Source organism: Marinobacter pelagius, assembly GCF_900114925.1.
Lineage (GTDB): Bacteria > Pseudomonadota > Gammaproteobacteria > Pseudomonadales > Oleiphilaceae > Marinobacter > Marinobacter pelagius.
In genome coordinates this window covers 256,857-272,361 of the sequence record NZ_FOUR01000002.1, presented here as the reverse complement: position 1 = coordinate 272,361, position 15,505 = coordinate 256,857, and the positions used below count along the sequence as shown (strand labels likewise).

At 60.0% G+C, this 15,505-nt stretch carries 16 protein-coding genes; 6 read left to right on the top strand and 10 right to left on the bottom strand.

What is annotated here, in order from left to right; all coding sequences use genetic code 11:
• Positions 1-92 precede the first annotated feature (92 nt).
• Entirely contained in the window at positions 93-401 is a 309-nt protein-coding gene (locus BM254_RS17940; RefSeq protein ID WP_091999913.1) for a cold shock domain-containing protein, read from the bottom strand.
• A gap of 342 nt (positions 402-743) precedes the next feature.
• Here BM254_RS17940 and clpS point away from each other — a divergent pair, with 342 nt between their 5' ends.
• Entirely contained in the window at positions 744-1,103 is a 360-nt protein-coding gene (clpS, locus tag BM254_RS05480; RefSeq protein ID WP_091999910.1) for an ATP-dependent Clp protease adapter ClpS, read from the top strand.
• A gap of 18 nt (positions 1,104-1,121) precedes the next feature.
• Complete coding sequence (clpA, locus tag BM254_RS05475; protein ID WP_091999908.1) at positions 1,122-3,392, top strand: ATP-dependent Clp protease ATP-binding subunit ClpA; 2,271 nt, start codon at positions 1,122-1,124, stop codon at positions 3,390-3,392.
• A gap of 106 nt (positions 3,393-3,498) precedes the next feature.
• On the opposite strand, the gene infA is transcribed toward clpA, so the two are convergent.
• The 8 genes from infA to BM254_RS05435 all read right to left on the bottom strand — a co-directional run bounded on the left by infA (position 3,499) and on the right by BM254_RS05435 (position 9,560).
• Complete coding sequence (gene infA, locus BM254_RS05470; RefSeq protein ID WP_014421226.1) at positions 3,499-3,717, bottom strand: translation initiation factor IF-1; 219 nt, start codon at positions 3,715-3,717, stop codon at positions 3,499-3,501.
• 81 nt (positions 3,718-3,798) lie between these two features.
• Positions 3,799-4,512, bottom strand: a complete 714-nt coding sequence (locus BM254_RS05465; protein WP_091999905.1) for an arginyltransferase — start codon at positions 4,510-4,512, stop codon at positions 3,799-3,801.
• Complete coding sequence (gene aat / locus BM254_RS05460) at positions 4,513-5,226, bottom strand: leucyl/phenylalanyl-tRNA--protein transferase (RefSeq protein ID WP_091999902.1); 714 nt, start codon at positions 5,224-5,226, stop codon at positions 4,513-4,515. It abuts the gene before it with no gap.
• Positions 5,227-5,251: 25 nt separating this feature from the next.
• Positions 5,252-6,205, bottom strand: coding sequence for a thioredoxin-disulfide reductase (gene trxB, locus BM254_RS05455; RefSeq protein WP_091999898.1), 954 nt, complete (start codon positions 6,203-6,205; stop codon positions 5,252-5,254).
• Positions 6,206-6,256: 51 nt separating this feature from the next.
• Positions 6,257-7,168 carry an AAA family ATPase gene (locus tag BM254_RS05450; protein ID WP_091999895.1) on the bottom strand — a complete coding sequence of 304 codons (912 nt, stop codon included), beginning with the start codon at positions 7,166-7,168 and terminating at the stop codon, positions 6,257-6,259.
• A 7-nt stretch (positions 7,169-7,175) separates the two neighbouring features.
• Complete coding sequence (locus BM254_RS05445) at positions 7,176-8,099, bottom strand: carbon-nitrogen hydrolase (protein WP_091999892.1); 924 nt, start codon at positions 8,097-8,099, stop codon at positions 7,176-7,178.
• Positions 8,096-9,148, bottom strand: a complete 1,053-nt coding sequence (locus BM254_RS05440) for an agmatine deiminase family protein (protein ID WP_091999889.1) — start codon at positions 9,146-9,148, stop codon at positions 8,096-8,098. Before BM254_RS05440 ends, BM254_RS05445 begins: the two co-directional genes overlap by 4 nt.
• Before the next feature lie 103 nt (positions 9,149-9,251).
• Positions 9,252-9,560, bottom strand: a complete 309-nt coding sequence (locus tag BM254_RS05435) for a hypothetical protein (protein WP_091999886.1) — start codon at positions 9,558-9,560, stop codon at positions 9,252-9,254.
• Between the two features lie 261 nt (positions 9,561-9,821).
• Here BM254_RS05435 and BM254_RS05430 point away from each other — a divergent pair, with 261 nt between their 5' ends.
• Together BM254_RS05430 and BM254_RS05425 are read left to right on the top strand one after the other, a co-directional pair.
• A complete protein-coding gene (locus tag BM254_RS05430) occupies positions 9,822-11,063 on the top strand; it encodes a lipoprotein-releasing ABC transporter permease subunit (protein WP_091999883.1) in 1,242 nt (413 codons plus the stop codon).
• Complete coding sequence (locus BM254_RS05425; protein WP_091999879.1) at positions 11,056-11,766, top strand: ABC transporter ATP-binding protein; 711 nt, start codon at positions 11,056-11,058, stop codon at positions 11,764-11,766. Before BM254_RS05430 ends, BM254_RS05425 begins: the two co-directional genes overlap by 8 nt.
• On the opposite strand, the gene BM254_RS05420 is transcribed toward BM254_RS05425, so the two are convergent.
• On the bottom strand, positions 11,754-12,299 hold the full coding sequence (locus BM254_RS05420; RefSeq protein ID WP_091999876.1) for a DUF2062 domain-containing protein: 546 nt from the start codon (positions 12,297-12,299) through the stop codon (positions 11,754-11,756). The two genes, BM254_RS05425 and BM254_RS05420, sit on opposite strands and share 13 nt — an antisense overlap.
• Before the next feature lie 131 nt (positions 12,300-12,430).
• Here BM254_RS05420 and BM254_RS05415 point away from each other — a divergent pair, with 131 nt between their 5' ends.
• Positions 12,431-14,803: a DNA internalization-related competence protein ComEC/Rec2 gene (locus tag BM254_RS05415; RefSeq protein WP_092000751.1), complete on the top strand. Its 2,373-nt coding sequence runs from the start codon at positions 12,431-12,433 to the stop codon at positions 14,801-14,803.
• A gap of 72 nt (positions 14,804-14,875) precedes the next feature.
• The gene (locus BM254_RS05410; protein ID WP_091999874.1) at positions 14,876-15,502 is read left to right on the top strand and encodes a MotA/TolQ/ExbB proton channel family protein; all 627 of its coding nucleotides are present in this window, start codon (positions 14,876-14,878) and stop codon (positions 15,500-15,502) included.
• The last annotated feature ends 3 nt before the right edge of the window (positions 15,503-15,505 follow it).

The following is a 15,505-nucleotide window of genomic DNA, read 5'->3' as shown; positions in this document are numbered from 1 at the left end:
ATCCCGGTTATTCAACAGCCCGGCTGGCGCCGGCGCCAGCCATCCGGTTCACACCTGTCTGTCAGGCAGGTATGGGGAAACAGGTTGCCGCTTCAGGCGTTTACTGCCCGCGGGGGGTAGTCTCCACGGCCCTCGTCGCGGGGGGCGGACTTCTTTTCGCTGCTACCGGAAGGTGCCTGGGACTGCCGGGAAGGCATTTCCTCGGGCACGATATTGACTGCATGAATTCCCTTGTCACTGGGCTTCTTGTCAAAGGTGACGGCCTGACCGGCTTTCAGTGTCTTGTAGCCGTCCATCTGAACCGAGGAAAAGTGGGCAAACAGGTCGTCACTGCAGCCATCCTCGATGATGAATCCGTAGCCCTTGGCATTGTTGAACCACTTGACCTTGCCTCTTGGCATGATGAACTCCCCTGTTCTTTTGCTGTCAGTTCTTATTATTGGGTACACCCGGAATCCCGGAACTCCGCCGGGGTCCTGTTGCTCGGTTGCGTACTTGTTTGCGCGCTTGGTTACGTTTGCATCGTATACATTTACATTATTTTACAATGCCTCTTAACTGTCGACCAATCAGCGCCTGGAGTCAATAGTTTCTATCGAGGTTATGTGTGTTTTACCCGGTCCGGAAGCGGTATCATCCGCGTATTGATAAATATCTCACGTCCGGGCACCCGGGCCGCTTGAAAACCCGGCCCCGGACAACCACATTTAACCCGAGGACACCGAGTAAACCGGTAAAGAAACATGCGGACTATCGACAATTCTCTACTAGTATTGAATCAGGGGGAGGACGATCAGCCAGGCAGACAGGACGACCTCAGTGTTGCGCCCGAAAAGCCTGCTCTGAAGCGCCCGGCGCGTTACCGGGTCGTGCTTCTGAACGATGACTACACCCCCATGGACTTCGTGGTGGATGTATTGATGAAGTTCTTCGGAATGAACGAGGAGAAGGCGACGCAGGTGATGCTGCTCGTCCATACGCAGGGAAAAGCCGTATGTGGGGTATATACCCGAGACATCGCAGAAACAAAGGCAGCACAGGTGAACCAGTATTCTTCGGAATGCGAGCATCCGCTCCTTTGCGAGATTGAACGTGCGGACTGACAGACGTTGGGGTGGCCCATGCTGAGCAAAGATCTTGAAATTACGCTGAATACGGCCTTCAAAAATGCCCGGGACAAGCGTCATGAATTCATGACCGTCGAGCATTTACTGTTGGCTCTGCTCGATAATGAATCGGCGGTGGGCGTCCTCAAAGCCTGTGGTGCTGACCTCAAGCGCCTCGAGGAAGAACTGGTGGAATTCGTCGACTCCACCACACCACTGATTCCCAGTAACGACAGTGAACGCGAAACCCAGCCGACGCTGGGCTTCCAGCGCGTGCTCCAGCGGGCTGTTTTCCATGTCCAGTCCTCTGGCAAGAAGGAGGTTACCGGTGCCAATGTTCTGGTAGCCATCTTCAGCGAGCAGGAGAGCCAGGCGGTGTATGTGCTTAAGAAGCAGAGCATCGCCCGGATTGACGTGGTCAACTTTGTCTCCCACGGCATATCCCGGGTTCAGGGTGCCGAGGATCAGGAAGGCCACGACCAGGCCTCCCACGAGGAGGCAGGTGAAGAGGGCTCCCAGTCCAAGCCTCTGGAAAGCTACGCCACGAACCTGAACGAGCAGGCTCGTCAGGGGCGTATCGACCCGCTGATCGGCCGTGAACACGAAGTCGAGCGCGTGGTCCAGATTCTCGCGCGCCGGCGCAAGAACAACCCGCTGCTGGTGGGTGAGGCCGGCGTGGGCAAGACCGCCATCGCCGAAGGCCTGGCCAAGCGGATCGTGGACGGTCAGGTGCCGGACATCATCTCTGATGCGGTGGTTTACTCCCTGGACATGGGCGCCTTGCTGGCCGGTACCAAGTACCGGGGTGACTTCGAGAAGCGGCTGAAAGGTCTGCTGAGCGATCTGAAGAAGCAGCAGCATGCGATCCTGTTCATCGACGAGATCCATACCATCATCGGTGCGGGTTCTGCGTCCGGCGGGGTAATGGATGCGTCCAACCTGCTCAAGCCGATGCTCAGCTCCGGTGAAATCCGCTGTATCGGTTCCACCACTTTCCAGGAGTTCCGGGGCATCTTCGAGAAGGACAGTGCGCTGGCTCGCCGCTTCCAGAAGATCGATGTCAACGAGCCGAGCGTCGAGGATACCTACCAGATCCTGAAAGGCCTCAAGCCCAACTTCGAGAAGCATCATGACCTGAAGTACACGGACAAGGCGCTGCGGGTAGCGGCGGAACTGGCGGATCGCTACATTACCGATCGCCACTTGCCGGACAAGGCCATCGATGTGATCGACGAGGCGGGTGCCCGCCAGCGTATGCTGCCGGAAAACAAGCGCAAGAAGACCGTCGACGTCTCGGAAATCGAGGACGTGGTGGCCAACATTGCGCGGATTCCGCCGAAGAATGTATCCACCAGCGACAAGGATCTGCTCCGTAACCTGGAGCGGGATCTGAAGATGGTGGTGTTCGGGCAGGATCCGGCCATCGAATCCCTGGCCACGGCCATCAAGCTTGCCCGTGCGGGCCTGAAGGCGCCGGAGAAACCTGAAGGCGCGTTCCTCTTTGCCGGCCCCACCGGGGTGGGCAAGACCGAGGTAACCAAGCAGTTGGCCAAGGTGCTGGGCATCGAGCTGGTGCGCTTCGACATGTCCGAGTACATGGAGCGGCACACCGTGTCCCGTCTGATTGGCGCACCCCCGGGCTACGTGGGGTACGACCAGGGTGGTCTGCTGACCGAGGCCGTCAACAAGCATCCGCACTGCGTGTTGCTGCTTGACGAGATCGAGAAGGCGCATCCGGAGGTCTTCAACCTGCTGTTGCAGGTCATGGACCACGGTACCCTGACGGACAACAACGGCCGCAAGGCGGATTTCCGCCACGTGATTCTGGTGATGACCACCAACGCCGGTGCCGAGAGCATGGCCCGTCGTTCCATCGGCTTCAGCGAGCAGGATCACAGCACCGATGGCATGGAGGTAATCACCAAGACCTTCACACCGGAATTCCGTAACCGGCTCGATGGCATCATCCAGTTCCGTGATCTCCAGAAGGAGACCATCACCCACGTGGTCGACAAGTTCCTCACCGAGCTGCAGGCGCAGCTGGACGAGAAGCATGTGGTTCTGCATGTGGATGAGGACGCAAAGGTCTGGCTCGCGGAACGCGGTTACGACGTCACCATGGGTGCGCGCCCGATGTCCCGCCTGATCCAGGACAAGATCAAGCGGCCGCTGGCGGAGCAGATCCTGTTCGGGCGTCTGTCCGAGCATGGCGGAGACGTCTATATCCACCTCAAGGGGGACGAACTCGAGTTCGAGTACGAGGACGAACCTGCAGAAGCCGTCTGATTCCGGTCCATCCGGCAAAGCCGCTGCCTTGTGCAGCGGCTTTTTTATATCGCAGGCAACAAAAAACCCCGCCGTGGCGGGGTTTTTCAGATGTCACTGAGGCATATTAACGGGCGCGGTAAACAATGCGGCCCTTGCTCAGGTCATAGGGGGTCAGCTCAACCTTGACCTTGTCGCCGGTCAGGATGCGGATGTAGTTCTTGCGCATCTTGCCGGAAATGTGAGCAGTCACAACGTGACCGTTGCTCAGCTCAACGCGGAACATGGTGTTGGGAAGGGTGTCGATGATGACGCCTTCCATTTCAATGACATCTGATTTCGCCATTCAGTAGAAACCTCTCTTTGAATATGCTTCTCGTGATTTTAAATTGCGCAATTCTGCCTGATTTGTCGTCATTTGGCAAAGTCAGTTGTCATCCATCGTCCGCCAGTGGCCATCGCGCAGAGCCTCAATAGGCTGGAAACGGGTCTTGTAGTTCATTTTTCGGCATTCCTTGATCCAGTAACCCAGGTACAGATGAGGCAGGCCCTGGCGTCTGGCCTCTTCGATCTGCCAGAGGATGGCAAAGGTTCCCGGGCTGCGGTGCTCCAGTTCCGGGGCAAACACCGTATAGATGGCCGACAGGCCGTCATCGAGCACATCCACGGCCGCAAGCCCCACCAATTTGCCCTCCAGGCGCATCTCCAGGAACCAGGAATCCGTGGCGCCTTCCACCAGGAATGAGCTGAACTGCTCCCGGGACGGGGGATACATATCGCCGTCGCTATGCCGCTCATTGATATACCGGGCGTAGAGCGTGTAGTACTCCTCGGTGAACCGGGCGGGCACCATGTCACAGTCAAGGTCCGCGTTCTTTTTCATCACCCGGCGCTGGCTCCGGTCTGGCTGGAATTCGTCCGTCTTCAGACGAACGGGGATACAGGCGTTGCAGTGCTCGCAATGGGGCCGGTAGTAATGGGAGCCGCTGCGACGGAACCCAAGGGCGGTCAGCTGACTGTACAGTTTCTTGTCGATGTTGGCCCTCGGGTCCACAAACATCGTGGTTGCCTCCCGATCGGGCAGGTAGCTGCAGTCATGGGGTGGAGTTGCAAAAAATACCAGGGTTCTGAGGTTACTCATTCATACCTCCGGCCCACGCCATTCCCAGGTGAAGGTCCAGTCGGACTGGTCCGGTTTCTGATCCACACATGCCCTGAGTATAGATAAAAACTCCGCCCTGGGAATGCTCCGGGCACCCATCGTCAGCAGGTGGTCGCTCTCCACCTGGCAATCCATCATCCGGTAGCCCCACAGCCGCAGCTGGTTCGCCAGGTGAACCATCAGGACCTTGGAGGCGTTGGTCTCCAGGGAAAACATGGATTCGCCAAAAAAGCAGCGACCGAGTGCAACTCCATACATCCCGCCGGCCAGCTCGTTGTTGCGGTTCCAGAGTTCAATGGAATGGGCAATGCCTTGCCGATGCAGCTCGGTATAGGCTGCCACCATGTCGTCGGTAATCCAGGTGCCTTCGGCGCGGGTGGAACCACACAGCCGGATGATCCGACTGAAAGCCCGGTCGGCAGTGACGCGGAATCGTCCCTGGTTCAGCGTTCGCCGCAGGCTCCGGGAGATATGGATGTCAGGTGGGAACAGCACGCAGCGGGGGTCCGGGGACCACCACAGGATCGGCTGATCGTCGCTGTACCAGGGAAAAATACCGTTCCGGTAGGCGAGTACCAGCCGGTCGGTGGAAAGATCACCGCCGAGGGCCAGGAGACCATCCGGGTCATCCAGGGCCTCCTCGGCGGGTGGGAACCACAGGTGGTCCGGTTCCAGCCAGGGGAGAGTGGTCATCCTGCTCCAGTCACTCCGGCCCGGCTCAGTCCTGTTGGTCCAGGAACTTCTCGGCGTCCAGTGCTGCCATGCAGCCAAAACCAGCAGAGGTTACCGCCTGGCGGTAGACGTGGTCGGCCACATCGCCGGCGGCAAATACGCCCGGAATGCTGGACTGGGTCGCCATGCCTTCGAGGCCGGAACGGATGCGGATGTAGCCGTTATCCATGTCCAGCTGGCCTTCGAACAGGCTGGTGTTGGGTTTGTGGCCGATGGCGATGAATACACCGGCAAGTTCGATGTCCTGCGTCGAGTCGTCCTTGGTGCTCTTGATGCGCATGCCGGTTACACCGGTGGCGTCACCGAGCACCTCGTCAAGAGTGTGGTCCCAGATGATGTTGACGTTGCCGTTCTCCGCCTTCTCGAACAGTTTGTCCTGCAGGATCTTCTCCGCCCGCAGGCTGTCGCGACGGTGCACCAGGGTCACTTCGTCAGCAATGTTGGACAGATAGAGGGCTTCCTCGACTGCGGTATTGCCGCCGCCAATCACCGCAACTTTCTGCTTGCGGTAGAAAAAGCCGTCACAGGTGGCGCAGGCGGAAACACCCTGGCCCTTGAACTTCTCTTCGGATTCCAGCCCCAGGTACATGGCGGAGGCCCCGGTGGCGATGATCAACGCATCACAGGTGTATTCGCCGCCGTCGCCCTTGAGCCGGAACGGACGGTTGCGCAGGTCAGCCTCGTTGATGGTGTCGTACACGATGCTGGTCTCGAACCGCTCGGCATGCTTCTGCATGCGCTGCATGAGCTCAGGACCCTGAACCCCGTCGTTGTCCCCGGGCCAGTTGTCGACGTCGGTCGTGGTGGTGAGCTGGCCGCCGACTTCAATGCCGGTAATCAGGGTCGGGTTCAGGTTGGCGCGGGCCGCGTAGACCGCTGCGGTATAGCCGGCAGGACCTGAGCCGAGAATGATCAGTCGGGAGTGTTGGGTGTCGCTCATGAATGTCTCTCACTGATGTTTGAAAATGAATACTATGAGGTCAGACGGTTTTTATTCAAGTACCGAGACCGTCGCCAGCAATTGCCGGACCCGCTCGGCACTCTTGCCCGATTCGCCTTGCTCGAGCCGGTGTTCCGCGACGGTGGGGAAGACGGCCTGGATATCGTCGGGCAGGACATGGTGGCGTCCCTCCATCATGGCCCAGGCCTTGGATGCCCGGAGCAGGCCAAGGCCGGCCCGGGGTGAGAGACCGTAGAGAAGGCCCGGCATGCGCCGGCTTTGCTCCAGCAGTCGTTGCACGTAATCCAGCAGCGCCGGGCTGGCGGTGACCCGGGTGACACCGTCCTGCAGGGTCCGGAGGTTCTCGGCAGACAGCAGTGTGCCCAGGCGCTCGGTCATGGCGCGACGGTCCTCACCCTCAAGTAATTCCCGCTCGGCCCGCGGGTCCGGATAGCCCAGTCTCAGGCGCATCAGGAACCGGTCCAGCTGGGATTCGGGCAGCGGAAAGGTGCCGCCCTGTTCGATGGGGTTCTGGGTGGCAATCACGAAGAACGGCTCCGGCAGGGGGCGGGTCTCGCCCTCGATGGATACCTGCCGCTCTTCCATTGCTTCGAGCAGGGCGCTCTGGGTTCGCGGAGAGGCCCGATTGATTTCATCCGCCAGGACCACCTGGGCGAAGATCGGGCCGGGGTGGAACACCAGGGTGCCCGCGGCCTTGTCATACAGGGAGTAGCCGAGCACATCGGCGGGCAACAGGTCGTTGGTGAACTGGATACGCTGGTAACTCAGCCCCATCACCTTCGCCAGGGCATGAGAAAGGGTGGTTTTGCCCATGCCGGGAATGTCTTCGATCAGCAGATGGCCCCGGGCCAGCAGGCCGCACAGGGCAAGCCGTACCTGCCGGTCTTTGCCCAGAAGAATGCTGTTCAGTTCATCAACAACGCTGTCTACCAGTTTTTTCATCCTGTCCTCAGTCCCTCACCCGCTTCAGAATGTCGCCATAGGCATCGATACGACGGTCCCTGAGATACGGCCAGATCCGTCGAACCGATTCAGTGCGGGTTCGGTCGAGAGTGACAGAGAGGATGCATTCGTTTTCGTCATCGGCGCGGGCGAGAAATTCTCCCTGGGGCCCACAAATGAAGCTGTTGCCCCAGAAGCGGATGCCGTCCGATTGACCGGAAGGATCCGGCTCGGTGCCCACCCGGTTCGGCGCCACCACCGGGAGGTTGTTGGCGACGGCGTGCCCCCGCTGAACCGTCACCCAGGCTTCCAGTTGGCGGGCCTGTTCGTCCGGATCGTCGGTGACATCCCAGCCGATGGCTGTGGGGTAGATGAGGATCTCGGCGCCGGCCAGGGCCATGAGTCGGGCGGCCTCGGGATACCACTGGTCCCAGCACACCAGCACGCCGAGCCTGCCGACCGATGTGTCGATGGGCGTGAAGCCATTGCGGCCGTCGTTGAACTGGGCATCGCCGGGAGTGAAAAAGAATTTCTCGTAGAAACCGGGATCATCAGGGATATGCATCTTCCGGTAGATGCCGGCAATCTCGCCATCCCGTTCAAACACCACGGCGGTGTTGTGGTAGACACCGTTCATGCGCCGCTCGAAAATCGAACCCACAAGCACCACGCCCAGTTCCCGTGCCAGTGCGGACAACCGGTCGCTGGTCGGGCCGGGGATTGGTTCGGCGAGTTCAAACACCGAGGTATCTTCGGTCTGGCAGAAATACAGGGTGGCGTGGAGTTCCTGCAGGACAATCAGCTCCGCACCCTGGCTCGCCGCTTCACGAATCAGTTTTTCGCTGGTGGCCAGGCTGGCCGCCTTATCCTCACTGCAGGCTTGCTGGATTGCTGCGATGCGAAGTTCGTGACTGTCGCGGGCCTTGCTCATGTATTAACCACTCCTGCGGGAATTTGCATGGTGACGCAATGCAGACTGCCGTGCTGGTAGACCAGTGGCCGGCAGTCAATGGGGATGATCTCCCGGTCCGGGAAAATGCCCTGCATGACTTCGATTGCCTCGTCGTCCTGGGCGACCCCATATATTGGCAGCAGGACAGCACCGTTGATGATCAGGAAATTCGCGTAGGTGGCCGGCAGGCGCTCGCCCTCCTCATCATGGATCGGATCAGGCCAGGGCAGAGCCGTAAGTCGGTAGGGCTGGCCATTTTCCTGCCGGAACTCCTTCAGTTCCTCTTCCATGGCGGCCAGGGCGCTGTAGTGCTCGTCCGCCACGTCGGGGCAGGTGACGTAACAGATGTGGTCGGGGGCACAGAACCGGGCCAGGGTATCAATATGGCTGTCGGTATCATCGCCCGCCAGGTAGCCATGGTTCAGCCACAGGACCCGGTTACTTCCCAGGACCTCGGCCAGCAGATGTTCAATGGCGGTGCGGTCGAGGCTCGGGTTGCGGCTGGGGGTGAGCAGGCATTCGCTGGTGGTGAGCAGCGTACCCTGGCCATCGGATTCGATGGAGCCGCCCTCCAGCACGAAATCCACGGGTTTAAGCGGTGCCGTGCCAAACACGCCGGCGTTGGCCAGGTGGCGGTTCAGGGCGTCGTCTTTCTCCCAGGGGAATTTGCCACCCCAGGCATTGAAGCGGAAATCGAGCAGCTCGGGACCGTCCCCGGTCTCGACCGTGATCGGGCCATGATCCCGGGCCCAGGTGTCGTTGGCTGGTGCCGGAACGGTGATAACGCGTCCCGGCAGGGAGTTTTCCTCGGCATAGCGGTTCAGATCGCGGCCCAGATCCTGCACCCGGAAAACGTGCTCGCAGCTGATCACCAGATGTTCGAAGCGCAGCACCGCCCGGGCGATGGCTTCAAAGACCGGCTCCACCTCTTCCAGGCGGGAAGCCCAGTCAGTACCGGGGTGGGGCCAGGTCAGCATTACGGCACTTTGAGGTGCCCACTCGGCGGGCAACACGCGTCTTGAAGTCACTGTTGAAGCTACCTTAACTCGCAAAAGCCGCCATTCTAACCAAGGACCGGCCCGGCGTCAGGACAGCAGCCGTGAAAACAGGCCGGTTGGCGGTGTATTTTTGTTATCGACCGGTCTGGCGTTTCAGTACCGTGTGGAGCACAAGATCCTTTTCGAAATAAACGACGAAATCCTGGTAATGCCACTGCGTAATGGGAGGCTCGCCCACGGGGCCACGAACTTCCTGGGGATTGCCCCACTTGGCGCGGACCGAGGACTGGGACAGCCCGGTTTTGGGATAGTTTCCCTGGTTCCGGTCTGCCTGGCTTCCTATCGGAGTCCGAAGCTCTTCAGCCAGGACACCGCTGGCCGGTGCAAACGACAGGGCGGCAGCCAGGGCCAGTACACCGAACAGGGTTTTGTTGTTTCTCATTGATGGCTCTCCATTGACGCTACAGCTCGGGTCCTTACGGGGTGCTCCGGAAGGACATGGATAAAACGTAATATCCGAAAAAGACTAGCAAAAGTCACCCGCTTTCCCCCAGTTTATACTGTTTGGGCCCGAAATTTTTGCCAAGGCTTTCACAAGCAGGGTGAGGGAAGTCCGGTTGCAACCGATTTTGGACAAGGGCCATAATGCGCTCGACCACGCCGAGCTTGCCATTCAGGGATTCTAACAGAGCAGCACTCCTACATGTTCCGACCCTTATCGTTCTATATCGGTTTGCGGTACACCGCAGCCAAGCGCCGCAATCATTTCATCTCGTTTATCTCGTTGACCTCCATGATCGGGCTGATGCTTGGTGTCGCGGTTCTGATCATCGTGCTGTCTGTGATGAACGGCTTTGATCGCGAACTCAAGCAACGGATCCTGGGCATGGTGCCCCACGCGGTGATCCAGGGGACGGGCCCCCTCGAGGACTGGGAAGCCGTCGATGCCCGGGTCGAGGAGCATCCCAGGGTGCTCGCTGCTGCCCCGTTTATCCAGGGGCAGGGCATGGTGACCGGTGGTGGTGATGTCCGGGGCGTGATGCTCAATGGCATCCTGCCGGAACAGGAACGTTCCGTTTCCATCATCGAAAACCACATGATCGAGGGCGAGCTGGAAGACCTGGTGTCCGGTGAGTTTGGCATCATCGTGGGCCGGACCATGGCCCGAAGCCTCCGTCTCGAAGTGGGTGACAGGCTGACCGTTGTGCTGCCCGAGGCTTCCGTGACCCCGGCGGGCGTTCTGCCGAGGCTGAAACGTTTTACCGTCAAGGGTATTTTCAGCGTGGGCGCAGAACTTGATGGCAATTACACTCTGGTCCACATGGACGATGCCGCCAAACTGATGAGGACCGGTGGCAAGGCCGAGGGCGTGCGCCTGCTGGTAGATGACCTGTTCGCCGCACCCAGGGTGGCGGAAGAGGCCGCACGCCAGTTGGATGGGCGTTACTTCATTTCCGACTGGACCCGGACCCACGGCAACCTGTTCCAGGCTATCCGCATGGAGAAAACCATGATCGGCCTGTTGCTCATGTTCATCGTGGCGGTGGCGGCATTCAACATTGTCTCGACCCTGGTCATGGTGGTGACCGACAAGACCGCGGATATCGCCATTCTCCGGACCATGGGAGCGACGCCCGGCCGTATCATGCGGATCTTTATCGTTCAGGGTGCAGTCATCGGCGTGTTCGGAACCCTGGTGGGGACCACGTTGGGGGTTCTCGGGGCCCTGAACATCAGCGCGTTTATTTCCTGGCTGGAAAAGGCCCTGGGGCACCAGTTCCTGAGTGCCGATGTCTATTTCATCAGCTATCTGCCGTCGCAGCTCCAGATGCAGGATGTCATGATCATCAGCGGTGCCGGGCTGGCGATGAGTCTGCTGGCAACCATCTATCCTGCCTGGCGTGCATCCCGGATCGATCCGGCGGAGGCACTGCGGTATGAGTGAGACAAGAGCTCCCATGAAAGAAAAAACACCGGTCATTGACTGCCGCGCCGTTACCCGAACCTACAACGAGGGTCCGGAAAAGCTCACGATTTTCTCCGATATCTCCCTGCAGGTCGGGGCCAGTGAGACGGTCGCCATTGTTGGTAGCAGCGGTGCCGGCAAGACCACGCTGCTGAACCTGCTCGGTGGACTGGACAAGCCATCCTCGGGGCAGATCCACATCTGCGGTGAGGATATTCATCGCATGTCTGAGGCGGGCAGGGCACGTTTCCGGAACCGGCATCTGGGGTTCGTATACCAGTTCCACCACCTGCTTCCGGAGTTCACCGCCCTCGAGAACGTCATGATGCCCTGCGCCCTTGGTGGGCTGCCCGTGAAGGCTGCCCGTGATAAGGCAGCCTCTCTGCTGGAGAAGGTCGGCCTTGGCGCCCGTCTGACCCACAAGCCTGGCGAGTTGTCCGGGGGCGAGCGCCAGCGCGTCGCCATTGCCCGCGCCCTGGTGAACGAGCCGGAATGCGTGCTGATGGACGAGCCCACCGGTAACCTGGACGAACAAACGGGTGAGGGGGTGCAGGCGCTGATCGAAACCCTGCGTGACCAGTCCGGCATTGCCTTTGTCATGGTGACCCACGACATGCGTATGGCCCGGAGCCTGGGCCGGGTTTTACGGTTGGAACAGGGGCGTCTGCTTCAGGAAGCCTGATTGGCGGTGCGGCGGCGTTTGCGCCGTTCCAGCCGTCTTTCCCGCCAGTCCGAGCGTATTTTCCGGCGCCAGAGATACTGGATGATCAGGTAGGAGAGGCAGGCAAAGACGGTGGCGCAGATCAGGGAGCCCAGATACAGGGGGATCCCGATATCCACAAGCCGTTCGCTGATCCAGGGCCAGGAGAGTTCGAACTCGAATGCCAGCACAGGCCGGTTCAGGATCCACGCCCCTACCTTGTAGTTGAAGTAGAACATGGGTGGCATGGTGACCGGGTTGCTGATCCACACCAGCGCCACGGACAGGGGCAGATTGGCGTTGAACCAGATGGCAAACAGTGCTGCGGCCAGCATCTGGAAGGGCATTGGGATAAAACAGAACCAGATGCCGATCAGGAAGGCCCTGGCCACGCTGTGGCGATTGATGTGCCACAGGTTGGGTTCATGAAGGATATCGCCCAGAAAGTGCAGTGATCTCATGGACTGCACCCGTTCCGGTGACGGCAGATATCGTTTCATGAACTTCTTTGGCATAGGAAGTTCTGCCTGTAAGCGTGTGATTGCACCGGCAAAGGGATGTTGCCGGAGAATAAATATCAGGAGGACAAGGATTGTCCGCGAGTCATACCGGCTCTGAACAGCCGTATAAGCCGCAATCGCACGGCGTGGCGTTTCTCTGCGCCATAGCTTTCTCGTGCGGCGTTATCTTACTGTATCGCTTGTCGGTGTTACCAGTGTCGTGGTGGCTGGTAGCGGCCCTTGTGACAGCTTTTTACAGTGTGCTGGCGGCGAAGTCTCCGGCGCTACGAAACCTGGCTCTGGTGGTTGCTGCCCTGATAGCCGGTCTGGCATGGGGCACGTGGCAGGCCGGGCATCAGTTGAGTCAGCGCCTGCCGCCAGATCTGGAGCGTATTCCGGTGACAGTCGAGGGCTATGTCTGCGACATCCCGGCGGCTGGCAGTTTCAACAGCCAGCGCTTCAGTTTCTGCATCACCGGCTGGCCCGGGAGGGCTGAATCGGGGTTGCCAGAGCAGCTGCGGTTGAGCTGGTATGACGGTGAGGCGCAAACGCTGGCACACCATCGCCTGACCCTGACAGTGGTGTTGAGACGACCCCACGGAACACTCAACCCCTCGGGATTCAGGTACGAGGACTGGCTGTTTCGTAAAGGCTTCCGCGCGACCGGTAGCGTCCGGTCGGCAGAGCCCACTCCAACCCTGCCTTGCAACCTGCACTGCCGTTATACCGCTGCCCACCAGTCCCTTGCGCGCTGGGTGGAAGGCCGATTTTCCGGAGCCAGTCAGTACCCGTTGATCGCATCCCTGATGATCGGCAACCGCGGCGCCATGGAGTCGTCTCACTGGGAAGTGCTCAAGGCAACCGGGACCATCCATCTGGTGGCCATATCCGGTCTGCACCTGGGTTTGGTGGCCCTTGGCGCGGGTTTTGTCGCCCGTCGGACCTTGTTGGGCTTCCCCGTTCACTGTTTCTCCGAAGAATCTTTGCGCCGGGGTGTTTTTGTCATGGTTGGCGTCAGCTGTCTCGCTTATGCACTGGCCTCCGGGTTCACGGTGCCGACACGCAGGGCCCTGATCATGGTGATGATTGCCACCTGGGCGCTGACAGGTGGCAGGGAGACCTCGCCCTGGCAGTCGCTGGCTCTGGCGTTCGCGACGGTTCTGCTTCTGGATCCTTTTGCCCCGCTGGATCAGGGCTTCTGGCTTTCATTCTCGGCGGTTGCCATCCTGCTCGTGACTTTCTCCGGGCGCCTGGGGGCCGTTGGTTGGCTGGCAGGGCTGTTTCTGGCCCAGATGGCCGTTTTTGTCGGGCTCTGGCCCGTGCTTGCACAATTCGGTCAGGGGCAGCCGGTTGCCGGCCTGGTAGCCAATCTGATGGCCATTCCCTGGGTTTCGGTGATTGTCATGCCGGTCATCATCGTTGGTGGCATGGTGGTCGCCCTGGTGCCGGCGCTGGCGGAATGGGTGATTCCGTTGATGGATGCTGTGCTGGCGGGGCTCTGGTGGTTGTTGCTCCGCCTGTCGGAGTGGCAGGTGCCGGTTCTGACATCGGCCAGCCTGCCACTGTTGCTGGTGGCCGCATCGGGATTGCTGGTCCTGCGTCTTCCCCTGCCGTGGATTCCCGCCCTGGTCTTCAGTGTGGTCGTTTCGTGGTTGTGGCCCGGGACGGGCTCCGGCAGCGGTGGGCCGGTGAATCGGTATGTGCCTGTGCCGGAAGTGCGTATCCTGGATGTCGGGCAGGGGCTTTCGGTGCTGGTGCGCCATCGCCGGGAAGTTCTGCTCTACGATACCGGCCCGGCGGTACCTGGGGTGTTTTCAGCGATGGAATCAACGGTCCTGCCGAACCTGAAGGACCTCGGTGTCCGGCGGATAGACCAGCTGGTAATAAGCCACAGTGACAGTGATCATGCCGGTGGGGTGGGCCTGTTGTTTGGCAGCCTGCCGGTGGGGCGGGTGATTGCGGGCGAACCTGAGGCGCTTGAAGAGGTGGGGGTGCCCGCCAACGTGCCGGTTCAGAGGTGCCGGGGAAAGCCGGAAACGCTGGGTGCTCTGGAGTTGGCTTTCTGGCGGAATCCCGGTGATGTGTCCGGTAATGATGCGTCCTGTGTGCTGGTGGTCCGGCACAAGGGGACGGAGTGGATTCTGCCGGGAGATATTACCGATGCGGTCGAGGTGGGATTCCTCAAAGCCCTCGAGTCGGCTTTAGATCCTTCTCTGCATCGGGTTGTGCTGGCGCCTCATCACGGCAGCAAAACCTCGTCTTCTTCAGCCTGGGTCAATACCCTGGCGCCGGATCATGTTATTTATACCGCCGGTTACCGGCACCGTTATGGCCACCCGCACCCCGACGTTGTTGCCCGCTACCGTCAGAGCGGGGCGATTGCGCTGAATACCGCGTGCTCCGGTGGCATTACGCTCAAGGCAACTGCCGAGGGGCTGGAAGTCCATGAAATGAGACACGATTCACCGTTCTGGATCGGCGGAGCGGGGCTGACCCGTGACCAATGTAAAATACCGTGACACAACGGGTGTGGCCTGAAACGGCAGCTATGCTAAAGTAGCGCGGCTTGTAACTAACCAGGGAGACCAAGCGTGTTCGAGTTGTTGAAAGCCGGTGGCATTCTGATGGTGCCCATTGTTGCCTGTTCCATCCTGGCTCTGGCCATCGTCCTGGAGCGTTTCTGGACCCTTCGTGCCTCCAGGGTTGCTCCCCCCCAGACCATCAACGAACTCTGGCGCTGGATCAAGAAGAAGGATCTGAATGGCCGGAAGCTCAAGGCCCTGCAGGGTTCCTCTCCGCTCGGCCGAATCCTTGCCGGCGGTCTGCTCAACGCCAAGCATGGCCGGGAAATCATGAAGGAAAGCATCGAGCACGAAGCCAGCCAGGTGATCCACGAACTGGAGCGTTTCCTGAATCCCCTCGGTACCGTGGCCACCATCGCCCCCTTGCTTGGCCTGCTGGGTACGGTAATCGGCATGATCAAGGTTTTTGCCGAGATCCAGCTCGCCGGTGTCGGCAATGCCGGCAACCTCGCGGGGGGCATTTCTGAAGCCCTGATCACCACGGCGGCCGGTCTGAGCGTGGCGATCCCGGCGCTGATCTGTCACCGCTATTTCATCCGTCGTGTTGATGAGCTGGTGGTCAACATGGAGCAGGAAGCCATCAAGCTGGTTGAGGTTGTGCACGGAGACCGCGAAATCGACGTGGAAGGAGCCTGAACA